Origin of the sequence: uncultured Maricaulis sp. (assembly GCF_963976135.1) — a bacterium.
In the GTDB taxonomy this organism is placed as follows: Bacteria; Pseudomonadota; Alphaproteobacteria; order Caulobacterales; family Maricaulaceae; genus Maricaulis.
In genome coordinates this window covers 1-24,111 of the sequence record NZ_CAXBKN010000044.1, presented here as the reverse complement: position 1 = coordinate 24,111, position 24,111 = coordinate 1, and the positions used below count along the sequence as shown (strand labels likewise).

Below are 24,111 nucleotides of genomic sequence, written 5' to 3'. Positions count from 1 at the left end.
TTGAGAGCGGCCGCTGCCAGGGCCGGTCGCCTTCGCGGGCCGAGACGCTCTGGAGACGCTCGATCGCACTGCCGCGGAGCCAGATCAGCGTGCCGCCCCTCGCCTCCAGCCAGGCCTGGTCCAGTATCAAGGCCTCACACTCACGCCATAGCCAGGCCGGGAGGTTGGCGGTCAGGACGACAAGCTGGCTGCGCCGGCAGTCCTCGCGCCAGGCCTCCGGCTGCTCGAGCACGGCATAGCGCAGGCCGCGCCCGCTCCTCCCTGAATCGTTTTCATACAGGGCCCCGGCCATGGCGCTGCAGCCCAGATCGTCGCAGCCGAGGCCGGCCAGTGCGGGGCGTGCGCGCACGCCGCGCCGCTCAAGAAACACCGTCACGGCGAAGCGGTTGCGACGGCGCGAACTGACGGTCCAGGCCTCCGATGCGTCCAGCGCCCGCGCCACGACCACGCCGCCCTCGGAGACGAAGATATCCGGCGCCGGGGCGAGGCTCCATCCCGCCAGTGCCGCCAGGGCCAGCCCTGCCCCGCCCATCCGCACCAGGCCGCGCCCGAGCAGGACTGCGACAAAGGCGGCGGCGTAGAGCGGCAGGACCCAGCCGGGCGCGGCGATGACGGGGCGCAGGGCGCCGGGTGCGGCGGCAACCCGGTCGGCAATGGCGAACATCACATCCAGGCCCAGGCTCATCACATGCAATGCCGGTTGATCGAGCCCGAAGGGCATCAGGAAGAGCGCTGCAACCCCGGCCGGCATGACGATGAAGGTGAAGACCGGCATGGCCAGGAGATTGCCGATCAGGCCGTAACCGGCGATGCGGTGAAAATGGAAAGCGGCAAAGCCCGATGTCGCAAAGCCGGCGATGACACTGGTCAGGCTCAATCCGCCCAGCGCCGACAGGCTGCCCCGGCCCAGGCCGAGCGGTGCCGGCGGGCGGCGTTGCTGGCGCCAGATATCGGCACAGGCGATCAGCGCCGCCACCGCCGCAAAGGACATGTGAAAGCCTGCCGCGCGCACGGCTTCGGGCTGCAGGGCGAGCACGAAGATCATCGCCAGCGCCAATGTGTGCAAGGAGAGCGCGCGGCGTCCGACCAGCACACCGGTCAGCACAGCCGCCGCCATCAGAAAGGCGCGCTGGGTCGGGATGGCGCCGCCCGACAGGATGAAATAGCCCGCCCCGGCCAGCAGCGCGCCGATCGCCGCCGGCCCGGCCGCATCAAAACGCCGCGCCCAGGGCGTGATGGCGGCGAGGCCAAAGCGCAGAATCAGGAATATCCCGCCGGCGAACAAGGCCATATGCATGCCCGATATTGCCAGGACATGACCGAGCCCGGCCGCACGCAGGGTTTCACTGACCTCCGGGGTGAGTCCGGAACGGTCACCGGTCAGCAAGGCGGCCGCCATGGCGCCATTGCGTCCGGGCAGACGGGCGCGCAAATGCCCGGCGATCTGCCAGCGCCAGCGCGCGACAGTGCGGGCCGGTGCGTCCTGGTCGAGGGCGGGCCCGGCTTCGAGCGGCGCAATCGCGAAACCGCTGCCGACAATGCCGGCGAAATAGGCGTTGAAACGAAAATCATAACTGCCCGGCACCGGCGCGCGCCGCGGCCGTTCCAGAATGGCGAGAATACTGACCGCGGCGCCCGGCGCCAGGTCCGGGTCGGAGGCGAGGACCCGGACCCGGCGCGCCGGAGCAGCATGCTCGCGTGGCAGGCGGATGGAGAGACGGGCCCGGCCGCGGCTATTGCGCTCGACCGCTTCCAGCCAGCCGGTCACCTGCATCGGCCGGCCATAGGCCAGCGCCACGCCGGGGCCCGCACCGAGCGCGTGGCTGCGATGCTGGGCCCGCGCCAGACCGGCTGCCAGAGCCAGCAAGGCCAGCGCGGCCAGGCTCAGGGCCGCACCGCGGGTGATGGAACGCGCCGCCAGCAGACCGGTAAGAGCCAATACCGCCAGGGCTGCAGCCCACAGGGCGGACGGCTCGAATGGCAGGTCGAAATAGACGGCACAACCGGCCGCAAAGCCGAGCGCGGCAATGATGGCCGGCCGCCCGGCCTGCACAAAGACCACCGCGGCTGCGGGCGGCCTCACGCCATATCCGGGCCCGGGCTGTCTCACCCGTCCAATCCTCCCTGTCTAACCCCTATCGCCACCGCCGGTAATCATGCTAACAAACGATATTCTTCTTGCAGCGCAGCATGATCTCGCAGGTGCAACACTTGAAAACCATGATCCGCACCCGGTTTGCTCCCTCCCCGACGGGCTTCCTTCACATAGGCGGCGCCCGTACGGCCTTGTTCAACTGGCTGTTCGCGCGTCATCATGGCGGGCAATTCCTGCTGCGGATCGAGGACACCGACCGCGCCCGTTCGACGCAGCCGGCGATCGATGCGATCCAGGACGGGCTGAGCTGGCTCGGCCTCGACTGGGACGGCGATGTGGTCTCCCAATATAGCCGAGCCGACAGGCATGTCGAGATTGCACACCAAATGGTTGCGTCCGGTCACGCCTTCCGCTGCTATTGCGACGCCGATGAAGTCGACGCCCTGCGCGCGGCAGCCTTCGATGAAGGCCGGGCCCTGCGCTCGCCCTGGCGTGATCGCGACCCGGCCGATGCGCCCGAAGGCGCGCCCTTTGTCGTACGCTTTCGCGCCGGTGATGCGGATATGCTGGTCGAGGACGCGGTCCAGGGCGAAGTGCGCTGGGCGGCCAAGGAATTCGACGATCTCGTCCTGCTGCGCAGCGATATGAGCCCGACCTATAATCTCGCCGTCGTCGTCGATGATCATGATATGGACATCACCCATATCATTCGCGGTGATGATCATCTGGTGAATGCCGGGCGTCAGGCACAGATCTATGATGCGATGGGCTGGAAGCGTCCGGTCTTCGCCCATATTCCGCTGATCCACGGGCCCGACGGCAAGAAATTGTCGAAGCGCCATGGCGCGCTCGGCGCCGAAGCCTACCGCGATATGGGCTATCTGCCCGAAGGCCTGCGCAATTATCTGCTGCGGCTGGGCTGGTCCCATGGCGACCAGGAATTCTTCACCGATGCCGAGGCCATTGCGGCCTTCGACATGGGCGGGCTCAATAAATCGCCCTCCCGGCTCGACCTGGACAAACTGTCGCATATCAATGCCCACCATATCGCGCGGGCCGATGATGCGCGCCTTTGTGAGCTCGTCACACCTTTCCTGGAAGGGCTGGACGGTCAGATCGAGGATGCGGCCCTGAAGGCAAAGCGCATAAGAAATGCGATGCCGGCGCTCAAAACCCGCGCCGCAACGCTGGCCGAACTGGCCCAGCAGGCCTATTTTCTGGTGAAAGCGCGCCCGTTTCAGCTCGAAGGCAAGCTTGCCAAACAATTGGACGAGACCGCTTGCGCGCGTCTTAACCGGCTTTTCACGCGTCTGGTGGAAACCGATGCATGGAATGATGCGTCGCTCGCCAGCCTGCTCAAGCAATTCGCCGAAACCGAGAATGTCGGTTTTGGCAAAATCGGTCAGCCGCTCCGTGCGGTTCTGACCGGTGGGGCACCCGCCCCGGATCTTGCACTCGTGATGGCCTTTCTCGGCCGCGATGAAGTGCTCGATCGGATCAAGGATCAATTGCCGCCGCGCATCTGATGCCGGCGGTCGCGAGATAGGGAAGACATGATGGAAAGCAAGGCCAAACCAAACGGTTCCGCGACGCTCACCTATAACGGCGTGAGCGTTGAGTTTCCTGTGCTCAGCGGCGAGATCGGGCCGGATGTGATCGACATTCGCTCGCTTTACCGCAAGACCGGCATGTTCACCTATGACCCGGGCTTCACCTCGACAGGTAGCTGCGAGAGCCAGATCACCTATATCGACGGCGACAAGGGCGTCCTGCTCTATCGCGGCTATCCGATCGAGCAATTGGCCAAGAGCTCGTCCTTTATCGAAGTCTGCTATTTGCTGATGCACGGCAATCTGCCGACGCCCGGCGAGCTGCAGGATTTCGACTGGACGATCCGTCGCCACTCCATGCTGCACGACCAGTTCGACCAGTTTTTCCGGGGCTTCCGCCGCGACGCCCACCCGATGGCGATCATGGTCGGCACCGTCGGTGCGCTGTCGGCCTTCTATAATGACAGCACGGACGTCACCGATCCCAAACTGCGCACAATTGCCAGCCATCGCATGATCGCCAAAATGCCAACGATTGCGGCCCGCGCGTTCAAATACGCGATCGGCCAGCCTTTCATCAGTCCACGCAATGACATGGATTATGCAGCCAATTTCCTGCGCATGTGTTTCGCCGTCCCGGCGGAAGATTATGAAGCCAATGCTGTCATGGCCCGCGCGATGGACCGGATCTTCATCCTCCATGCCGACCATGAACAGAACGCCTCGACCTCGACCGTGCGTCTCGCCGGCTCGTCGGGTGCCAATCCCTTCGCCTGTATCGCTGCGGGCATTGCCTCGCTGTGGGGCCCGGCGCATGGCGGTGCCAATGAGGCCGCGCTCAACATGCTGACCGAAATCGGCAGCGTTGACCGCATCCCGGAATACATCGCCAAGGCCAAGGACAAGAATGATCCTTTCCGCCTGATGGGCTTCGGACACCGCGTCTACAAGAATTACGATCCCCGTGCGACGGTGATGCGCGACACCTGCCATGAAGTGCTCGAGATCACTGGCCACGGCAATGACCCCCTGCTGCAGGTCGCCCTCGAGCTCGAGCGAATCGCCCTGGAAGACCCGTATTTCGTCGAGAAGAAGCTCTATCCGAATATCGATTTCTATTCGGGCATCACGCTGCGCGCGATGGGCTTCCCGACCGAGATGTTCACCGTGCTGTTCGCCGTCGCGCGCACCGTCGGCTGGATCGCGCAATGGTCGGAAATGATCGAGGATCCATCCCAGAAGATCGGCCGTCCGCGCCAGCTCTTCACCGGTGCCACCTCGCGCGATTATGTCGATCTGAGCAAGCGCGGCTGATCCAGCGTCGGCACGTCATGAGAAAGGCCGCCCCACCGGGCGGCCTTTTTTTTCATTGTGCCGATGGCAAGGCGTCAGGCCGTGGGCAGGTATTGCAGCACGACTTCGGCCGCGCGGTCGCTGGCCTTGCCCTCGCCGCGCATCTCGTCAGTCGCCTGGCGCAGCGCCTGGCTGATCTGCAGCCGCCGCTCGGGGGCCTCCAGCAAGCTCTCCACCGACCTCTCCAGACGCGGCGCGGTACAGCGGGTCTGGACATGTTCGAGCACGAGATTGGAATCCGAGGCCATATTCACCAGCGTGGTGTAGGGCGATTTCATCACATTGAGCATGCGGATCAGGGCCCAGGTAATCCAGCCGAGCCGATAGGCGGCGACAGTCGGCACGCCGGTCGTCGCCAATTCGGTGATCACGGTGCCCGAGGTGGCCAGGGCGAGATCGACGGCCGCGAAGGCGTCGGCCTTTTCCGCTTCGCTGACAATGATGATGTCGTCGGGCATGCGGGTATCGATCTGCAGGCGCGCCTGCACGATCTCCGCGACCGGTTCGGCAAGAACAATGACAATCTTCAACCCGGGCCGGCGCCGCAGGACCCGCGCGACCGCCGCAACAAGGACATCATACATGCGCCGGATCTCGGAGGGCCGGCTCCCGAACAGGACCAGCATGGCCTGGCTATCCGGAGCCAGCTCATGACGTGCCCTGAACGCCGCCCCCTCGCCGACCGTCATGCGCTCGAGTGTCGGATTGCCGACAAAGGTCACCGGCAGGCCGAAATCGGTATAGAAAGGCGCGTCAAAACTGACAATGGACAGCAAGTGATCGACCGTCGCAGCCAGGGTCTTGGCACGGCCGGGCCGGGTCGCGAAGACTTGCGGGCCGACATATTTGATCAGCTTGATCGATGGGTCGGCGGCGCGCACACCCTGGGCGACCCGCAGCATGAAGCCCCAGCTGTCGATCAACACCACCACGTCGGGCTTGCGGGCAAGTATATCGGCCACGGTCAGCGCGACGCGCTCCTTGACGCGACGCCAGGCCAGCAGGCCATCAATCCAGCCAATAATGGCGAGGCCATCAATATCCACCGCCGTCGGCACACCTTCGGCGGCCATCGCTGCACCACCGACGCCGGCGAAGGCGAGATCATCGCCGCGCCGCTTGCGCAGGGAGCGGATCAGATCGGCGCCGAGCAATTCCCCGGAGCGTTCGGCAGCCACCAGATAGACCAGGGGCGCCGATTTCATGTCGCCGCGTCCTCGACAACCAGAAACATGCCCGCAGCGTCCAGCGCGGCGATGACAGCCTCACGATTGACAATCAGGGCCCCGCCCGCCTCCAGCGCAATCCCGGCCAGGCCGGCGCGGTCACACCGCTGCACGGTCTCTAGACCGATCGTGGGCAGATCGATCCGCCGTTCCTGGATCGGCTTGGGGGTCTTGGCCAGCACGCCGAGCCTTTCACCGGCTGCGCCGCGCAAATGCATGGGCAGATCGGTGATCCGGTCGAGCATGCCATTCGTGCCTTCCTGCGCCTCGACCGCAAGCACGACACCCTGGGCAACGACAGCGGCCTGGCCGATATCAATCTCGCCCATATGGCGGGCCGTCATCAGCGCCTTGGCGATGTCGGCACGATCGCGCCCGGTAGGGGCATGCCCGGTCAGCAAGCCGGCGCCCGGGGCCAGGGATTTAAGCACGTCATTGGCGCCGATGACGGTCAGGCCGGCCTGCTCGAATTCATCGATCACGACGCGCAGGATCGCGTCATCGCCTTTGCGACCGGCCGCCAGCGCCTTGGGCACAAGCACGAGCCCACGCGCATCCATCTGCAGATCCTTGATGTCGGGACGGGTGACATAGCCGGCAAAGCACAGGGCATCGCAACCGGCCGTCTTGAGAGCCTTGAGGATGCCGCCAATCTGGCCGATGGATTTCTCGACGCTCTCGAAACCGTCAAACGGATCCGTGCCAAATCCTTTGACCCGGACGATGAAGGGATTCATGCCCGCCATCGCCTGCGCAATCTCGACCGGCAGATCGCCGCCGCCCGCAATCAGGCCCAGCCGGGTCCATTTTGGCTGATCAGGCATGGGGCATACAAAGCGCACGTTTCGAGGAGGCGCGGATAAAGGCGATGATTTCCATCACGTGGTCATTATGGGCGTAGAGATCGCTGGCATCGGAGAGGCGTTCCTGGAACGTGCCCTCCTCCGCGAACAGCAAACGGTAAGCGGCGCGCAAATCGCGCAGCGCCTCGCGCGGCATGCCGCGACGCTTCAAACCCACCACATTCAATCCGACCAGATAAGCGTCATTGCCATTGACCGATCCATAGGGAATCACGTCGGCGGCGACCTTGGTCATGGCGCCGATAAAGGCGTGGCGCCCGACCCGTGTTTTCTGGACCATGCCGGACAAGCCACCGAAAATGACGTGATCACCAATCTGCGACGAACCCGCAATCTGGGCCCCATTGGCCAGCACGACACGGTCACCAACAATGCAATCATGGGCGATATGAGATCCGGCCATGAAGTAGCAATCACTTCCCACCACGGTGCGCGCCTTGTCGAAGGCCGTGCCGGGATGCATCGTCACGCCCTCGCGCATGATATTGCGCTGGCCGAGGATGAGCCAGGTTTCCTCGCCCTGGAATTTGAAATCCTGCGGCGGGTGCCCCAGATGGACGCCGGGATAGAGCACGCAGTCATCCCCGATTTCGGTATAACCATCAACGGTCGCATGCGAGATCAGCCGGACCCGGTCGTGCAAGATGACATTCGGGCCAATTATGCAAAACGGGCCGATCTCGACACCTTCGCCAATCCTGGCATCGGCGGCGACAATGGCGGTCGGGTGAATACGGGTCGCGTCCATCAGTGTGTAATCGCCTTCGCAGAGAATTCGGCCTGAACAGCCTTGTGGCCATCGGCGAAACCTTCGCCACGGAATTTGAACACGCCATGCCGGGCTGCGGTGACGACGACATGCAGGCGCAACAGCATGCCCGGGCGCACGGGAAAGCGGAATTTGACCTTGTCCGCCCCCATGAAGAAGACGGTCGCGCTCTCGGGCGAAGCCTTCAGCGTCTTGTACATCAGCACGGCTCCGGTCTGTCCCAGCGCCTCGATCATCAAGACGCCCGGCATCACCGGATTGCCGGGGAAATGGCCCGGAAAGTAGGGTTCATTCGCCGTCACGGCCTTGATGCCCGTGATCGACTCGCCTTCGACATAATCTTCCGCGGCATCGATCAGCAGGAAGGGATAGCGGTGTGGCAGCAGTTGGAGGATTTCGTTATTTTCAATGCGTTCAGTCACCCGATGCCTCCCCGGACCTGGATTTGGCGCGCGCCCGCACCATGCGGCGAATTTCGGCGATCTCGCGCATATGCGAGCGGATTGGTTGCGCCGGCGCCCCGGCATAGGTCTCACCGGCAGGCACATCGGCCATCACCGCAGAATTGGCGCCGATGCGGGCCCCGGCGCCGATCACGACATGGTCGGCAATACCGACACGGCCGCCAAACATGACGCCATCGCCAATCCGGCTACTCCCCGAAACCCCGGCGAAGGCCGGCATCAGGCAGGCATCCCCGATGCGGACATTATGGGCAATATGGCACAGATTATCGATCTTGCAGCCATTGCCGATACTGGTCTCGCCAAACACGCCGCGATCAATGGTTGAATTGGCCCCGATGGTCACATTATCCCCGATCCGTACGGCGCCCAGATGCGGCACATCGATCACGCTGCCGCCCGATACTGCGACACCGAAACCCGCCTCGCCAATCACGGCTCCCGCAAGAATATTGCAGGATTCACCGATATCGGCGCAGCTCAGGCTGACATTGGCGCCTATCGAGGTGAAGCGCCCGACCCGGCAACCCGGACCGATTGCGGCATTGGGACCGATCCGCACCTCCTCGCCAATCGAGGCGCCGGCCCCGATCACAACGCCGGGCGCGATGCGCGCCGTGTGATGGCATCTGGCCTGGGGATGACGCGCTGCAGCGCCGTCAAATTCGCGCAGTTCAAACAAATGCCAGCCGATCCGCGAAAATGCCTGACGCGGCGCAGCGTGGGTGAGGGTCAGGGCGCCCATCCCGGCTGCCCGTTCGGCCAGATCCGGCTTCACAATAAGGATGACGCCGCGCAATACGCCCGCAGCGAGGCCCGTCAGGGCCTTGTCCGATTCCGCATAACTCAGCTTGCCGGCCTGCGCCGCTTCAAGCGGAGCGACATCGTTGATCATGTGTGCGCCGGCCGCAGAATCAGAAATCGCCGCACCCGAAAGTGCGGCGATCTCTGTGAGCGTGATCGGGCCAAGCCCCTGATAGAACCGCAGGTCTGCCACGGGCTTGTCCTGACTATTCTATTGCTGAGCCGCGGCCGGTGCACCTTCAGGAAGGCGGACACGATTGACCGGCACGGTCGGCAGGCGCTGGTTCAGCAGGGCGATGACCGCATCGCTGATATCAACATCCGGGCTGGAAAAGACCAGATTGGCACGATCCACCAGGATATCGATGCCACGCGAGGCAACGACTTCCTCAAGGATGGGATTGAGGGCCTCATAGACCGGCTGCATCGCCTGACGTTCCGTCTGGGCAAGCTCCTGCTCGCGGCGGCGACGCTCAAGTTCGAATTGCTGCGCCTGCTGGTTCAGCGCTTCAATGCGTTGCATCAGATCGGGCCGTTGCTGGATGGCCTGCTGGGTCATGGAAGCGGTTTCAGTCGTCAGCGCCTCTGTCTGCTGCTGGATCGGCTGGCCGATCGCTGTCAGCTCGGCGCGGACTTCTGCGCCGATTGCTTCAAGGCGTGTACGGATGTGCTGACCAACGACACTCTCGCGCAGGACGCGCTGTTCATTGATCACGGCGATGTTCTGCTGGGCCATTGCCGGAGCGGCGAGACCAGCGAGGAAGATCGGCAGAAGGACGAAAAGTTTAAACGATTTCATTATTTAGAACCCTGTACGAGTACTGAAACGGAAGAATTCGGCTTTGTCATAATCTTCACGCATGAAGGCTTGGGCAAAGTCGAAGCGAACCGGACCAAATGGTGAATCCCAGAAGATGCTGACCCCGGCTGATGCACGAAGCGCCAGATCGTCCACGGTAAAGAGCTGGCCCGTGGCTTCATCAATCTGATCGCTTTCATCCAGCAGACCCAGAGTACCAAACTCGGTGAACACGCTGCCGCGCACACCGTATTGCTCGGGCAGGCCGAGCGGGAAATTGACTTCCAACGAACCGATTGCATAAAGCCTGCCACCGAGTGCGTCCTGGCGGATCAGGTCGCCTGTGGTCGGATCGCGACTGACGACGCGCGGCCCGACACCGGCGACTTCAAAGCCGCGGAATGAACTGCCGCCTTTGAAGAATCGGTCATTGATCCGGACTGAGTCACCACTCCACGGCAGGATGAAGCCGCTATTCATATTGAAGCTGGCAACGACGTCGCCGAAGAGACCCTTGAAGTAGGAGCCGGTGAATTCTGTCTGGACGTAGCGAACATCGCCCCCAAATCCGGCGAAATCTTGGCTGAACTGAAAACGGAAGCCGTTATGGGGTTCAATCGGGTCGTCGAGACGTGACCAGTTGAGGGTATAACCCAGAACCGAGGTCACCCGGCTACCCGCCTGGTCGCGCAGCGCCTGCGATGCCGTCGAGTAAACCTGAACATCATCGGTCCGCAGGGTATAGCGCAGCTGAAGATTGGCCTGCGCCGTGACCGGGAAGCCCAGACGCAGGCTGCCGCCGGTCGACGCGGTCTGGAATGAGGCTTCGGACAGGAAGTCGGAATTGACCCGGAAAAGGTCGAAACCGGCCGCCAGATTACGGTCCAGGAAGCGTGGCTCGGTGAAGCGGACATCGATCGTTTCCCGCGTCCCGCTGACGGACACCCGGAAGCGCAGGAATTGACCACGGCCGCGCAGATTGCGTTCCGAAATCGACAGGTCGACGAGGAAGGAATCGGTGGAGGAGAAACCGGCACCGAAGGCGAGCTCGCCGGTCGGTTGCTCGGTGACCTGGACGCGCACACGGGCACGGTCCGGTGCCGAACCCGGCGTTTCCTCCAGCTCGACTTCCTCGAAAAAGCCGAGGCGCCGGATATTATTGCGCGACCGGTCAACCAGGACCTGGTTGAAGGCGTCGCCCTCGACGATATCGAGCTCGCGCCGGACGATCCGGTCGAGCGTGCGGGTATTGCCGGCAATATCAATGCGCTCGATATAGACGCGTGGCCCCTCATCGATGACGAACTCAACCACGACGGTCTTGGTGTCGCGATCGCGCTCGGTCACGGGGCGGACATTGACGAAGGCATAGCCCGACGCGCCGGCGGCGAAGGTCAGGGCATCAATGCTCTGCTCGATCAGCTCGCCACGGAACACATCCCCTTCCCTGACGGGCAGGAGTGCGGCGAGATATTCCTCGTTCAGGTCTTCGATTTCGGTGCTGACGGTGACGGCGCCGAAATTGTACAGCTCGCCCTCATCAATCGTGATGGTGATGTAGAAGGATTCCTGGTCCGGCGTCAGTTCGGCGACGGCAGAGAGAACCCGGAAGTTCGCATAGCCGCGATTCTGGTAGAACTGGCGCAGCAATTCGCGATCATATTCAAGCCGGTCGGGATCGTAATTATCGTTCGAGCCGTAGAAACGCCACCAACGCGATTCGCGCGTCACCAGTTCACGGCGCAGACGGTTGTCGGAGAAAGTCTCATTGCCGATGAAATTTATCCGCCGCACGCCGGTGACCGGGCCTTCGGAGATTTCAAACACCAGATCGACACGATTCTGGGGCTGTTCGACAATCTTCGGCGTCACGGTCGCGGCGAAGCGGCCGGAACGGCGATAGACCTCGATGATACGCTGAACATCGGACTGGACGCGGGCGCGGGTGAAGATGGCGCGCGGCTGCGCCTGGATTTCATCGGTAATCTTGTCGTCATCAATCGCCTGGTTACCCTCGAGCACAACACGGTTGATGATCGGGTTTTCCATCACGCGGACGAGGACGATTTCGCCGCGATTCTCGATCTGGGCGTCGGAAAACAGGCCGGTCGCGAGCAGCGTATGGATCGACAGATTGGTCAGGCGCTCATCAGCAACCTGTCCCGGCTGGATCAACAGATAGGACAACACCGTGTCGACTTCGACGCGCTGATTGCCCTCGACCAGGATCTGACGGATGACCGGCAGCGCGGCTGGCGCCTCCACCGCGGCTTCCGCCGTCGCGGGATCGGTTTGTTGCGCCGATACGACCGCCGGCAGGCCAAGGGTCATCAGGGTCGCAAAGAGCACGCGCAGAACACTTACCATTGAAAATCGCCGCTTGCTGGGCCCGGTCAGAAAATCTGGCCGAGAAGATAATTCAGGTCATTCCAGGTCGCTACAAGCATCATCCCGAGGACAAGTGCAAGACCCACACGAAAACCGATCGCCTGCGCCTTCATACTCAAAGGACGCCGGGCCACCGCCTCATAGGCGTAATACACCAGATGCCCGCCGTCGAGGATCGGTATCGGCAAAAGATTCACTAAACCCAGTCCGATCGAGAGAAAACCGGCCAGATTCACAAGGTTTATCAGCAGGAGAAAGACGCTCTGCGCCGCGTCCTGACCGAGCTCGACACTGGTCATCGCTGTCTGACCGGCCGTGGTCGCAATGCCCAGCGGGCCATTGAGCATGGTCGGCGGGGCGCGCCCGGTCACGACATAGCTGACATAACGCCCGGTCATGGAAACCACGGTCCAGGTCTGGCTCATGCCATAGCCGACCGCCGTGACCGGGTTGAAGCTGCGTCGGAGCGGCACGCCGTTCGACTGGATGCCCAGGCGCGCGATCTGGCGCTCACCACCATAGGAATCGGGAACAATCGTCAACGCCGCGGCGGCCTGCAAAACCAGGGATTCGCCATCGCGCTCGACCTGGAATGTCAGCCGCTCGCCGGGCCGCCAGCTGACTTCGCTCGTAATGTCGCGAAACCGGTCGACCCGCTGGGCATTGATCGCCGTGATCCGGTCGCCAATCTGGAAGCCGGCCTCTTCAGCACTCGAATTTTCGGTAAACCCGCCGACGACCGGCTCAAGATAATTGACGCCGAGCGACAGGGCGAGACTGGCGAAAATCGTGACGGCCAGCACGAAATTGGCAAGCGGTCCGGCCGCCGTTATGAAAGCCCTTTGCCAAATCGGTTTGAAATGATAGCACTTTTCCGCATCCGGCCCCATATGCGCGCGGATTTCCGCAAGCTTGGCCTCGTCCGGTTCACTGGCCGCGCCGGCATCGCCGAGAAACTTGACATAACCGCCCAGGGGAAAGGCCGCGACGCGCCAGACCGTGCCCTGCTTGTCCCGCCAGGAGAGCAGGGTCGGTCCAAACCCCATCGAAAATGCTTCGGCATGAACGCCGCAGACCCGGCCGGCCCAATAATGCCCGAGCTCATGAATCACCACGACGATGGAAATGAGGAAAACGAAGGAGAATATAGTCAGAAATCCGCTGCCGATCAGGCTCATATCAGGGTGTCCGCGCTCTTAGTGTTGCACGCTTGTCTATCAAGTCGCGTGCCAGTTGGCGCGCACGCGCATCGATGGCGTACACATCATCGAATGAGCTGACCGCTTGGGGCATGTCCGTATCAGCCTGGCTACGATCAAGAACCTCCGCAACGCTGGCCGCGATGTCAAGGAAGCCGATCTGCCGGCTCAGGAAGGCGGCGACAGCGATCTCATTGGCGGCATTGAATACCGCAGGCGCAGGACCACCGGCAGCGATCACCTCGCGGGCCATCCGCAAGGCCGGGAAACGCACATCATCGGGCGATTCAAAATCAAGCCGCGCAAGCTCGCCCAGCCGCAGGCGTTCGACCGGCGCACGCATGCGCTGCGGCCAGGCCAGGGCGCTGGCGATCGGCGTGCGCATGTCCGGCGAACTCAATTGCGCCAGCACACTGCCATCCGCATATTCCACCATGCCATGGACGATGGATTGCGGATGTACCACGACCTCAACCCGGTCGGGCGGCAGATCGAACAGCCAGCAGGCCTCGATGATCTCGAGCCCCTTATTCATCATCGTCGCGCTGTCGATCGTGATCTTGGCGCCCATCTCCCAGGTCGGGTGCGCCAGCGCGTCCTCGCGCCGCGCACCACGCATCCGCTCTAGCGACCAGGTACGAAAGGGCCCGCCCGATGCGGTCAGTGTGATGGCGCGGATTGCTGCACGCCGTTCGAAATCGAACACCTGGAAAACGGCATTATGCTCGGAATCCACCGGGAGAAGGCGCGTGCCGCAAGCGGCGGCCTCGCGCATGAAAAGCGCGCCGGCACAGACCAGGCATTCCTTGTTCGCGAAGGCGAGCGCCCGCCCCTGCCGTAGCGCTTCCAGGGTCGGTTTCAACCCAGCCGCACCAACAATCGCGGCCATGATCCAGTCTGCCTCACGGCTGGCGGCCTCGACAATCGCTTCGGCGCCGATCCCGATCTCGATCTCCGGATGGGCGCTCAGGGCCGCGCGCAAATCGCCCGCGGCGGCCGGATCGCCAATGGCAACAAAACGGGCCCTGTGCTGGATTGCCAGCTTGGCAAGCCCGGCCGCATTGCGGTTTGCACTCAGCGCCACGACTTCGAAACGGCCCGGCTCGGCGCGCTCGATCAGGTCCAGCGTTGCCAGCCCCACAGAGCCAGTCGCCCCGAGAACGGAAATGCGCCGTGCCGCCATCATGACACCGTCCAGCCCAGCGAGAGGAAGCGTTCCGTAATCACGGCCGCGATGACCGCAAGCATCAGCGCATCAACCCGATCGAGCACCCCGCCATGGCCCGGTATCAATGTGCCGGAATCCTTGACATGGAAACTGCGCTTGAAGATCGACATCGACAGGTCGCCGGCCACCGAAGCGGTCGCCACGATAATAGCAAAGATCGCAGTCGCGACGGGGTCGAGTCCGAAGAGTATCCCGGTGGCCAGTCCGGCGGCGAGCCCTGCCGCGAGACCGGCGAAAAAGCCTGACCAGGTCTTGTTCGGGCTGGCCTGGGGCAGAAGCTTGGGACCACCAATCCAGGTGCCGACCAGATAGGCGAAACTGTCGGCAGCCCAGACAATCGCAAATAACAGCACGACTGATTGCAAGCCATGCGCCGGCTCGGACCGCATCGCGGCGAGCAAGGCGGCGGCCAGAGAAACATAGAGCACCCCGATCACCTCGATCGACCAGCCGCGTCGCCAGCGCTCAATGCCGCTGGCCAGGGTACCGACAGCGCCCCAGAACACCGCATCGCCGATCCCGGTCTGACCGGCCAGCAGCACGGTGCCCGAGGCCGTCGCACAGGCGATGGCATAGGCGACGGGCGGCGCCTCTGAATCCGACATATGGATCCATTCCCAGGCCATCGCTGCGGCGAAGGCGGCGACCCAGGCGGTGAAAGGCAAACCGCCATAGCTCAAGAGGCCTAGAGCGAGCGGGCCAAGCACCAGAGCGGAGAGCAGTCGCCTGCGAAAGGCAGGATCACGCCGCGCCGGCATCCAGCCCCCCATAGCGCCGTTCGCGCTGCTGGAAACTCTCGATCGCCGCGGACAGGTGTCCGGGCTCGAAATCAGGCCATAGCACATCAAGGAACAGCAGTTCGGCATAGGCCGCCTGCCAAAGGAGGAAGTTGGAGATGCGCTGCTCGCCACTCGTCCGGATCACCAGATCAACATCAGGCAAATCGGCGGTATCGAGCCTGGCGCTGAAGGCGTCGCTATCGATCCCTTCGGGGTCGATCTCGCCGGCCTGCGCCGCGCGTGCCAGCGCCTGGCTGGCGCGAACGATTTCATCGCGTCCGCCATAATTGAAGGCAATGGTGAGATGAAAATCGCGATTATCCCGCGTGCCGTTTTCGGCACGCTCGATAATGGCTCTCAACTCGCTGCTCAGATTGTCGCGTCGGCCGATAATGCGGACCCGCACACCGCGCCCGCGCAAGGTTTCCAGATCTGCCTCGACATAGCGGCGCATCAGTTCGAACAGAGCCCCGACCTCATCGGCGGGACGGTTCCAGTTTTCCGTGGAGAAGCTGAACAGGGTAAGATGGCGCACGCCCATTTCGCCGGCGGCCTCAACCACACGCCGCACGGCTTCCACGCCGCGCGCATGGCCATATGCCCGCGGGCGGCCCCGTGCCTTTGCCCAACGGCCATTGCCATCCATGATGATGGCGACATGCCTGGGCACCGGACTGAGAGCAGAGACGTCCTCGCTCATGGTCTCGCTCCGCAGTGCAGGCCGATCAAACCTGCATGATCTCTTCTTGCTTGGCCTTCAGGGTCTCATCGATGCGCTTGATCGCCTCATCCGTCAACTTCTGGACGTCCTCGGCAAAGGACTTCTGCTCGTCCTCGGAAAGGACGCCATCCTTTTCAAGCTTCTTGAGCCCGTCCATGCCGTCACGGCGGACATTGCGAACCGCAACACGCGCATTTTCGGCATAGCCGCCCGCCAGCTTGGCGATCTCGGCCCGTCTCTCCTCATTGAGGGGCGGAATCGGGATGCGCAGCATCTGACCTTCCATGATCGGGTTGAGCCCGAGCGCCGAATTGCGGATCGCCTTGTCGACGGCCGGTGCCAGGGCCCGGTCCCAGACCGAGACGGTGATCATCCGCGATTCCGGCACGGAGACAGTGGCCAGCTGGGTCAGCGGGGTTGGCGACCCATAGGCCTCGACCCGGATCGGCTCGAGCAGGCCGGCGCTGGCGCGCCCGGTCCGCAAGCCGGCAAATTCCTTGCGCAGGGATTCAACCGCACCGCTCATGCGGCGTTTCAGGTCGTCCTCGTCATAATCGGTCGCGTCGCTCATGGCTCTGCCTTCTTTGAAGTTATTCGCTGGTCGCGGTTTCGGACCGGACCTTGCCGATCACGGTGCAAACGCCCTGCCCGTGCAGGACATTCACCAGGCCGCCGGGCTGATGGATGTCAAACACCACGATCGGGATCGCATTCTCGCGCATCAGCGAGACCGCCGAGGCGTCCATTACCCTCAGATCGCGCGCGAGGACATCGAGATAATCGAGCTGATCATAGCGTTCAGCGTCGGGGTGGGTCTTGGGGTCAGCGCTGTAGACGCCATCGACCTGGGTGCCCTTGAACAGGGCGTCACAGCCCATTTCAGCCGCGCGCAAGGCGGCGGCGGTATCGGTCGTAAAATAGGGATTGCCGGTGCCGGCGGCGAAAATCACCACCCGGCCCTTCTCCATATGCCGCATGGCGCGGCGGCGGATATAGGGCTCGCATACAGTCGTCATCGGAATCGCGGACTGAACCCGGGTTTGCACACCGATGCGCTCGAGTGAACTCTGCATCGCCAGCGCATTCATCACCGTCGCGAGCATGCCCATATAGTCGGCGGCAGTGCGGTCCATCCCCTTGGCAGCACCGGACAGGCCGCGGAAGATATTGCCACCGCCGATAACCAGACAGACCTGGACCCCGGCAGCCACCGCATCGGCAACCTGACCCGAGATATGACTGGCGGTTTCGAGATCAATTCCGTTGGTGCGGGAGCCCATCAGGGCCTCTCCGGACACTTTCAGGAGCACGCGGCGAAAACGCGGCGGGGTGGCGGGGCGCTGAGGCGAGGATGAAGATGAATCGGTCACGAGCGCAGCATATACAAAGCGCCGGCGCTTGAAAGCGCCGGCGCTTCGTTATTCTCAGGCTTTACCAGTCGCGGCAGCGACTTCTGCAGCAAAGTCTTCTTCCGGTCCCTTGTCGACGCCCTCACCGAGAGCCATGCGGACAAAGCCGGTGATTTCGATCGGACTGCCGATTTCGGCAGCCGCATCCGCAACCACTTTCTCGATCGTGCGATCGGGATCCATCACGAAGACCTGCTTCATCAGCACGACTTCTTCGAGGAATTTGCGGATCCGGCCTTCGACCATTTTCTCGACAATGCTTTCAGGCTTGCCGGACTGACGCGCCTGGGCCGCGAAGACTTCGCGTTCCTTGTCGACAATCGCGGCATCAACGCCATCGACATCAACCGAAAGCGCCACGGCCGGCGCACCGGCCGCAATATGCATGGCGATCTTGCGGCCGAGTTCGTTGAGCTTTGCAGCATCGCCGGTCGATTTCAGACCCACGATCACGCCGAGCGCACCGGCACCGTCAACAACAGCGTTGTGGACATAGCTGGCAACAACGCCCGGATTGGCCGTGACCACCGCGGCGCGGCGCAGCGACATGTTTTCGCCAATCGTCGCGATCAGATTGGTCAGATGGTCTTCAACCGAACTGCCCGATGCCATCTTGGCAGCCTTGATCGCGGCGACATCGTCACCGGCGGTCAGGGCGAGCTTGGCAATTTCGCCAGCGGTATTCTGGAAGGCGACGTTGCGCGCGACGAAATCCGTCTCGGAATTGAGTTCGATAACCGAACCCGAAGCGCCGTCTGACGCGACAGCAACAAGACCTTCCGCAGCAATACGGTCAGCTTTCTTGGCGGCCTTGGACAGACCATTCTTGCGCAGCCAATCGATGGAGGCATCGAGATCGCCACCATTCTCGGTCAGCGCCTTCTTGCAATCCATCATGCCTACGCCGGTCTTCTCGCGCAGTTCCTTCACGAGAGCAGCAGTAATCGCAGCCATCGGTATCTCCTGAGTCTTGTGGTGTGATCGAGGCTTTAGGCTTCGGTCTTGTCAGATGCGGACGAGGTGTCAGTGGCGGCCTCCGGGGCAACCGCTGGCGCAGCTTCCGGGGCAGCCGCTTCGGTGACGGTCTCTTCAGCGAGAACCTCAACCGGAGCTTCGGCTTCGCCGATATCAACACCCATCGCCATCTGACTGTCGGTCATGCCGTCGAGGACAGCATCGGCAATCAGATCGCAATACAGCGAAATCGCGCGGCTCGCATCGTCATTGCCCGGGATAGGCATGTCGATCAGGTCGGGGTCGCAATTGCTGTCGAGGATGGCGATCACGGGAATACCAAGCTTCTTGGCTTCCAGGATGGCAATGCCTTCCTTGTTGGTATCAATCACGAACATCAGGTCCGGCACGCCGCCCATGTCCTTGATACCGCCGAGCGCGCGCTCGAGCTTGTCGCGCTCGCGCGTCAGCATCAGCTGTTCTTTCTTGGTCAGACCGCCGAGGCCGCCTTCGCTGTCGAACATGTTTTCCAGCTCACGCAGGCGAGCGATGGAGAAAGAGATCGTGCGCCAATTGGTCAGCGTACCGCCAAGCCAGCGGTGATTGACGTAATACTGGGCGCAACGCTTGGCCGCCAGGGCCAGCGGCTCGGACGCCTGACGCTTGGTGCCGACGAACAGCACGCGGCCGCCCTTGGCTGCCGTATCGCGCACTTTCACCAGGGCCTGGTGCAGCAGCGGAACGGTTTGCGACAGATCGAGAATGTGGATGTTGGAGCGTTCGCCAAAGATGAAATCTTTCATCTTCGGGTTCCAGCGGTGGGTCTGGTGACCAAAGTGACAGCCAGCTTCGAGAAGCTGACGCATGGAGAAATCAGGGAGTGCCATCGTTAAATCCTTTTTCCGGTTGGCCTCCACGGAGCGGAGCCGTTCGACGTCGAACGGCACCGGAGCGAAAGATTTTGACGTCTTCCGAGCCCCGTGTGCGGGATGGCGCGGCTTATACGTTTGAAGCGGGCCAATAGCAAGCGGTGCAACAGCGCCCCGGCGCAGTCGCGCCCACCGGTCAGACGGTTTCGACCGAGGCGACGCCGGGAACCGCTTTCAAAGCCGCCTGCACGGCCGCATCGGCGCAGTGGCGGCCGGCCAGTTTCAGCTCCACCTCGCCGCCATCGCGCAGCGGAACCAGCAGCTGGACCACCGCCCGGCGCTTGGCATCGGGACGGTTGTCGGCGCGCTCCATCCGGGCCTGGATACCGGCCAGGGCCTGGGCGTCATCAAGGCGGATCCTCAGACCGTCGGCGGAGAATTGCATGTCGAGCGCATCAATCCGGTCGGAGAAGAAACCGATCTGGTCCTCGCGGGCATCGACGCGGCAATTGACCAGGATGGCCGTGCCCGCATCGAGCAGATCACGCGAGGCCTGCAAGAGATCAGCCGCGACAAAGACCTCGAACTCGCCGGTCGGGTCTGACAGGGTGACCCAGGCGAAACGTTCGCCATTCTTGTTGGAGACACGTTCCTGGCGCCGGCGCACCACACCGGCGAGCCGCAGCGCCGTCGCGCCATCGGCGACGCGGGCCGGGGCGTCGGCGAAGAAGACCACGCCGCGCTGGGTCAATTGTTCACTCAGATCATCGAGTGGATGGCCGGACAGGTAAAACCCGATCGCCGCCAGTTCGCCGTCGAGCCGCTGGGTCGCGATCCAGGGTTCGCGCTCGGGAATGACCGGGCGCTCAAGGGCGATATCGGCATCGCCGCCGCCAAACAGGCTGGCCTGGGCGCTCTCGCGCTGCTCGGCCGCGTGCTGCGCCATCGAGATCAGGGTTTCAGCGGCCCCGAAGACGCGCGCCCGGTCGGAATCAAGACTGTCGAAGGCGCCGGCCCGCGCCAGGTTCTCGAACGTGCGCTTGTTGACATCGCGCGGATCAATGCGTTCGGCGAAGTCATAGAGGTCCTTGAATGGGCCGTTCGCCACCCTCTCCTCAACGATATGCTCCATCGCCGCGAAGCCGACATTGCGGATCGCGCCAAGGGCAAAGCGGATCGTGCCCTCCTCGACGGTGAAGTCGGCGTGCGAGGCATTCACATCCGGCGGCCGCACCTCGATCTTCATGCGGCGGATTTCCTGGAAGAAGGCCGAGAGCTTGTCGGTATTGGCGCGGTCGAGCGACATCAGGCCGGCCATGAATTCGACCGGGTAATTGGCCTTCAGAAAGGCGGTGCGGTAGGCGATCAGCGCATAGGCGGCGGCGTGCGATTTGTTGAAGCCATAGCCGGCAAATTCAGCCACCAGCTCGAAGATATAGCCCGCCTTGGCCCGGTTGACGCCGCGCGCTTCGGCGCCTTCGAGGAAACGGGCCTTCTGCTTGTCCATCTCCTCCTTTTTCTTCTTGCCCATGGCGCGGCGCAGCAGATCCGCCTCGCCGAGCGAATAGCCCGACAGGATCTGGGCGATCTGCATCACCTGTTCCTGATAGATGATGACGCCATAGGTCTCCTTGAGCACGCCCTCGAGATCGGGGTGGAGACAATCAACTTCGGCGCGGCCGAATTTGCGATCGACATAGACGTCGATATTCTTCATCGGGCCGGGACGATAGAGCGAGATCAGAGCGATCAGATCCTCGATCAGATCGGGCTTCATCTTCTTCAGCGTGTCGCGCATGCCGGTGGATTCCAGCTGGAACACGCCGATCGCGTGGCCCGAGGCCAGAAGTTCGAATGTCGGGCCGTCATCAAACTCGATCCGTTCGAGATCGGGCACATCCCTGCCGGCGGTCTCGACATATTGCAGCGCGCGGGCGATCACCGTCAGGGTTTTCAGGCCGAGGAAGTCGAACTTCACCAGACCGGCCGGCTCGACCCATTTCATGTTGAACTGGGTGGCGGGAATATCCGAGCGCGGGTCGCGATAAAGCGGCACCAGCTCATTGAGCGGCCGGTCACCGATCACGACACCGGCGGCGTGGGTCGAGGCGTTGCGGAAGAATCCCTCCAGTTTCAGAGCCACTTCCAGCAGCGCCGCCACGGACGGGTCATTGCGCTGCATTTCCTTCAGCCGTGGCTCGAGATCGAGCGCCTGGCCCAGCGTGACCGGATTGGCCGGATTGGCCGGCACCATCTTGGCCAGCCGGTCGACCATACCGAGCGGCATTTGCAGCACCCGCCCGACATCGCGCACCACGGCGCGCGCCTGCAGCGTACCGAATGTGATGATCTGGGCGACGCGGTCGGCGCCATAGCGCTCCTGCACATAGCGGATCACCTCGCCGCGGCGTTCCTGGCAGAAATCGATATCGAAATCGGGCATCGATACCCGTTCCGGATTGAGGAAGCGCTCGAACAGGAGGCCGAAGCGCAAAGGGTCCAGATCTGTAATCGTCAATGAATAGGCGACCAGCGAACCGGCACCCGACCCCCGGCCCGGTCCGACGGGAATATCGGCGTGCTTCGCCCATTGGATGAAGTCTGAAACGATCAGGAAATAACCCGGAAAGCCCATTTCCTTGATGACATTGAGTTCGAAATCGAGCCGCGCGCGGTAATCCTCTTCCGGCGCCGCCGCAGCACCGGCAGCGAGCCGCGCGGTCAGCCCCTCATGCGCCCGGGCGGTGAGTTCCTCGCCCTCATCGCGGCCGGCCTCGGTCGGGAAGCTGGGCAGGATGGGGGCATGGGTGCGAACGCGAAAGGCACAGCGGCGCGCGATCTCGATCGTATTGGCCAGCGCCTCTGGCAGATCCGCGAAGCGCGCATTCATCTCGTCGGGACTGGTGAGGTAGTGGAGCGGCGTCACCCGGCGCCGGTCAGTAACAGAGACATAGGAGCTTTGCGAGATGCACAGCAGGGCATCATGCGCCTTGTGCATCGAGGCGTCGGGGAAATAGGCCTCATTGGTGGCGACCAGCGGCAGGCCGCGTGCATAGGCCTGCTCGACCAGCCAGTTCTCGGCCTCCAGCTCATCGGCAAGGCCATGACGCTGGAGTTCGAGATAGAGCCGGTCGCCATAGGCCGTCTGCAACTGGCCAAGCAAGGCGGCCGCATCGGGCTTGCGGCCCGAAACGATCAAACGGTTGAGCGCGCTGTCCGGCCCGCCGGTCAGCGCGATCAGCCCTTCGGCACGGGACAACACCTGCTCCAGGGGCACATGCGGTTCCTCGCTGCCGTCGACATCAAGGAAAGCGGCGCTGGAAAGCGCCATCAGATTTTGATAGCCGGCCTCGTTCTGGACCAGGAGCGCGATCGTGCCATCGGGTGCGGCGCGTTCACCGGGATGGGGAGTACCCAGACGGATCGAGAGCGTGCAGCCAATGATTGGCTGGATGCCGGCTCCGGCTACATATTCGGAAAATTCCAGCGCGCCGTAGAGATTATTGGTGTCAGTGAGCGCGACGGCCGGCATGTCCTGGGCCAGGCAAGCCTCGACCAGTTTGGGAATCCGGATTGCGCCTTCCAGCAGGGAATAGGGCGAGCGGACGCGCAAATGCACAAAGGGCTGTTTCGCGCTCATGGCCGCCTCTCCCGTCAAACCGTCCCAGATACCGGCCCGCTGCCTGCGGCCCGAATCCGGAAGTCTAACGCGATCAGACCGCGCCGAGAACCGATCCCCACATGGTGATCATCCAGGCGAAGCCGAGAATGGCGGTTGCTGCTGAGATATCCTGAACCATACGACGCATATTGAACCCCTCCGGTTTGCGTGTTCCTGTTTTGTTCTTTTCATGGAAAACGCACAGCGTCAAGCGCAAGCCGTAAAATTCGTCCCGGTTCAGATTGGATCAGGGGCCGGTATAGGCGGTCAGCTGGCCGTCAGCGAAGGTGACGACCCTATCCATCCGCTCGGTAATCTCGTGATTATGGGTCGCGACCAAGGCCGCAGCGCCCTGTTCTCTCACCGTGTCACGGAAGGCTTCGAACACGGTCGAGGACGTCGCCGGGTCGAGATTGCCGGTCGGTTCATCGGCGAGCAGGACGCGCGGCGAATTGGCCAGCGCCCGCGCAATGGCGACGCGCTGCTGCTCGCCGCCGGAAAGCTGCGCCGGTTGATGGCTGGCGCGCTCGGACAGGCCGAGCATGGCCAGCAGCTGGTCAGCGCGCTCGACGGCCCGGCGCTGGGACACACCGGCAATCAGTTGCGGCAGGACGATGTTTTCGCGGGCATCGAATTCAGGGAGCAAATGGTGAAACTGATACACGAAACCGACATCGCGGCGGCGCACTGCGGTGCGCAGGCGGTCGGGCATGTCGCGGGTCGGAATGCCGCCGATCAGGACTTCACCGCTATCGGGACGCTCGAGCAGACCTGCCGCGTGCAACAGCGAGGACTTGCCTGACCCCGATGGCCCGACCAGACCGACGATCTCGCCGGGCATCAGCACCAGATTGACCCCGCGCAAGACGTGCAGCTCATCGGCCTCGGTGACATAGGTGCGCTCGATATCGCGCAATTCCAGAACCGGTTCACTCATAGCGCAGCGCCTCGACAGGATCGAGCCGGGCCGCGCGCCAGGC

General features: G+C 63.0%; 20 protein-coding genes. 2 read left to right on the top strand and 18 right to left on the bottom strand.

Annotation, left to right across the window (positions count from 1 at the left end; genetic code table 11):
• On the bottom strand, positions 1–2,083 hold a 2,083-nt coding region (locus AAC023_RS07810), incomplete at its 3' end, for a ComEC/Rec2 family competence protein (protein ID WP_339739858.1).
• 137 nt (positions 2,084–2,220) lie between these two features.
• Here AAC023_RS07810 and gltX point away from each other — a divergent pair.
• Together gltX and gltA are read left to right on the top strand one after the other, a co-directional pair.
• Complete coding sequence (gene gltX / locus AAC023_RS07805; protein WP_339739856.1) at positions 2,221–3,621, top strand: glutamate--tRNA ligase; 1,401 nt, start codon at positions 2,221–2,223, stop codon at positions 3,619–3,621.
• 30 nt (positions 3,622–3,651) lie between these two features.
• Positions 3,652–4,959: a citrate synthase gene (gene gltA / locus AAC023_RS07800; protein WP_339739864.1), complete on the top strand. Its 1,308-nt coding sequence runs from the start codon at positions 3,652–3,654 to the stop codon at positions 4,957–4,959.
• 74 nt (positions 4,960–5,033) lie between these two features.
• Here the strand turns inward: gltA and AAC023_RS07795 are convergent, their stop codons facing one another.
• The 17 genes from AAC023_RS07795 to AAC023_RS07715 form a co-directional block, all read right to left on the bottom strand.
• Positions 5,034–6,203 (bottom strand): lipid-A-disaccharide synthase, encoded by a 1,170-nt coding sequence (locus AAC023_RS07795; RefSeq protein ID WP_339739853.1) that lies wholly within the window; start codon positions 6,201–6,203, stop codon positions 5,034–5,036.
• Positions 6,200–7,048, bottom strand: a complete 849-nt coding sequence (gene lpxI, locus AAC023_RS07790) for a UDP-2,3-diacylglucosamine diphosphatase LpxI (RefSeq protein WP_339739850.1) — start codon at positions 7,046–7,048, stop codon at positions 6,200–6,202. Before lpxI ends, AAC023_RS07795 begins: the two co-directional genes overlap by 4 nt.
• On the bottom strand, positions 7,041–7,835 hold the full coding sequence (lpxA, locus tag AAC023_RS07785) for an acyl-ACP--UDP-N-acetylglucosamine O-acyltransferase (RefSeq protein WP_339739848.1): 795 nt from the start codon (positions 7,833–7,835) through the stop codon (positions 7,041–7,043). The genes lpxI and lpxA overlap by 8 nt, the downstream gene beginning before the upstream one ends.
• The gene (gene fabZ, locus AAC023_RS07780) at positions 7,835–8,278 is read right to left on the bottom strand and encodes a 3-hydroxyacyl-ACP dehydratase FabZ (RefSeq protein ID WP_339739846.1); all 444 of its coding nucleotides are present in this window, start codon (positions 8,276–8,278) and stop codon (positions 7,835–7,837) included. The genes lpxA and fabZ overlap by 1 nt, the downstream gene beginning before the upstream one ends.
• The gene (gene lpxD / locus AAC023_RS07775; RefSeq protein WP_339739844.1) at positions 8,271–9,317 is read right to left on the bottom strand and encodes a UDP-3-O-(3-hydroxymyristoyl)glucosamine N-acyltransferase; all 1,047 of its coding nucleotides are present in this window, start codon (positions 9,315–9,317) and stop codon (positions 8,271–8,273) included. The genes fabZ and lpxD overlap by 8 nt, the downstream gene beginning before the upstream one ends.
• An 18-nt stretch (positions 9,318–9,335) precedes the next feature.
• Complete coding sequence (locus AAC023_RS07770; protein WP_339739842.1) at positions 9,336–9,923, bottom strand: OmpH family outer membrane protein; 588 nt, start codon at positions 9,921–9,923, stop codon at positions 9,336–9,338.
• Positions 9,924–9,926: 3 nt separating this feature from the next.
• On the bottom strand, positions 9,927–12,290 hold the full coding sequence (bamA, locus tag AAC023_RS07765) for an outer membrane protein assembly factor BamA (RefSeq protein ID WP_339739840.1): 2,364 nt from the start codon (positions 12,288–12,290) through the stop codon (positions 9,927–9,929).
• A gap of 26 nt (positions 12,291–12,316) precedes the next feature.
• Positions 12,317–13,489: a M50 family metallopeptidase gene (locus AAC023_RS07760; RefSeq protein WP_339739838.1), complete on the bottom strand. Its 1,173-nt coding sequence runs from the start codon at positions 13,487–13,489 to the stop codon at positions 12,317–12,319.
• Position 13,490: 1 nt separating this feature from the next.
• A complete protein-coding gene (gene dxr, locus AAC023_RS07755) occupies positions 13,491–14,696 on the bottom strand; it encodes a 1-deoxy-D-xylulose-5-phosphate reductoisomerase (protein WP_339739836.1) in 1,206 nt (401 codons plus the stop codon).
• Complete coding sequence (locus tag AAC023_RS07750) at positions 14,693–15,496, bottom strand: phosphatidate cytidylyltransferase (RefSeq protein WP_339739834.1); 804 nt, start codon at positions 15,494–15,496, stop codon at positions 14,693–14,695. The genes dxr and AAC023_RS07750 overlap by 4 nt, the downstream gene beginning before the upstream one ends.
• A complete protein-coding gene (locus AAC023_RS07745; protein WP_339739832.1) occupies positions 15,480–16,217 on the bottom strand; it encodes an isoprenyl transferase in 738 nt (245 codons plus the stop codon). Before AAC023_RS07745 ends, AAC023_RS07750 begins: the two co-directional genes overlap by 17 nt.
• A 25-nt stretch (positions 16,218–16,242) precedes the next feature.
• On the bottom strand, positions 16,243–16,809 hold the full coding sequence (gene frr / locus AAC023_RS07740; protein ID WP_339739829.1) for a ribosome recycling factor: 567 nt from the start codon (positions 16,807–16,809) through the stop codon (positions 16,243–16,245).
• Positions 16,810–16,828: 19 nt separating this feature from the next.
• Positions 16,829–17,548: a UMP kinase gene (gene pyrH, locus AAC023_RS07735; RefSeq protein ID WP_339739862.1), complete on the bottom strand. Its 720-nt coding sequence runs from the start codon at positions 17,546–17,548 to the stop codon at positions 16,829–16,831.
• 114 nt (positions 17,549–17,662) lie between these two features.
• The gene (gene tsf / locus AAC023_RS07730) at positions 17,663–18,601 is read right to left on the bottom strand and encodes a translation elongation factor Ts (protein ID WP_339739827.1); all 939 of its coding nucleotides are present in this window, start codon (positions 18,599–18,601) and stop codon (positions 17,663–17,665) included.
• 35 nt (positions 18,602–18,636) lie between these two features.
• Positions 18,637–19,467, bottom strand: a complete 831-nt coding sequence (gene rpsB / locus AAC023_RS07725; protein WP_339739860.1) for a 30S ribosomal protein S2 — start codon at positions 19,465–19,467, stop codon at positions 18,637–18,639.
• 199 nt (positions 19,468–19,666) lie between these two features.
• On the bottom strand, positions 19,667–23,110 hold the full coding sequence (gene dnaE / locus AAC023_RS07720; protein WP_339739825.1) for a DNA polymerase III subunit alpha: 3,444 nt from the start codon (positions 23,108–23,110) through the stop codon (positions 19,667–19,669).
• 268 nt (positions 23,111–23,378) lie between these two features.
• A partial coding sequence (locus tag AAC023_RS07715) for an ABC transporter ATP-binding protein (RefSeq protein ID WP_339739823.1) occupies positions 23,379–24,111 on the bottom strand: 733 nt, incomplete at its 5' end.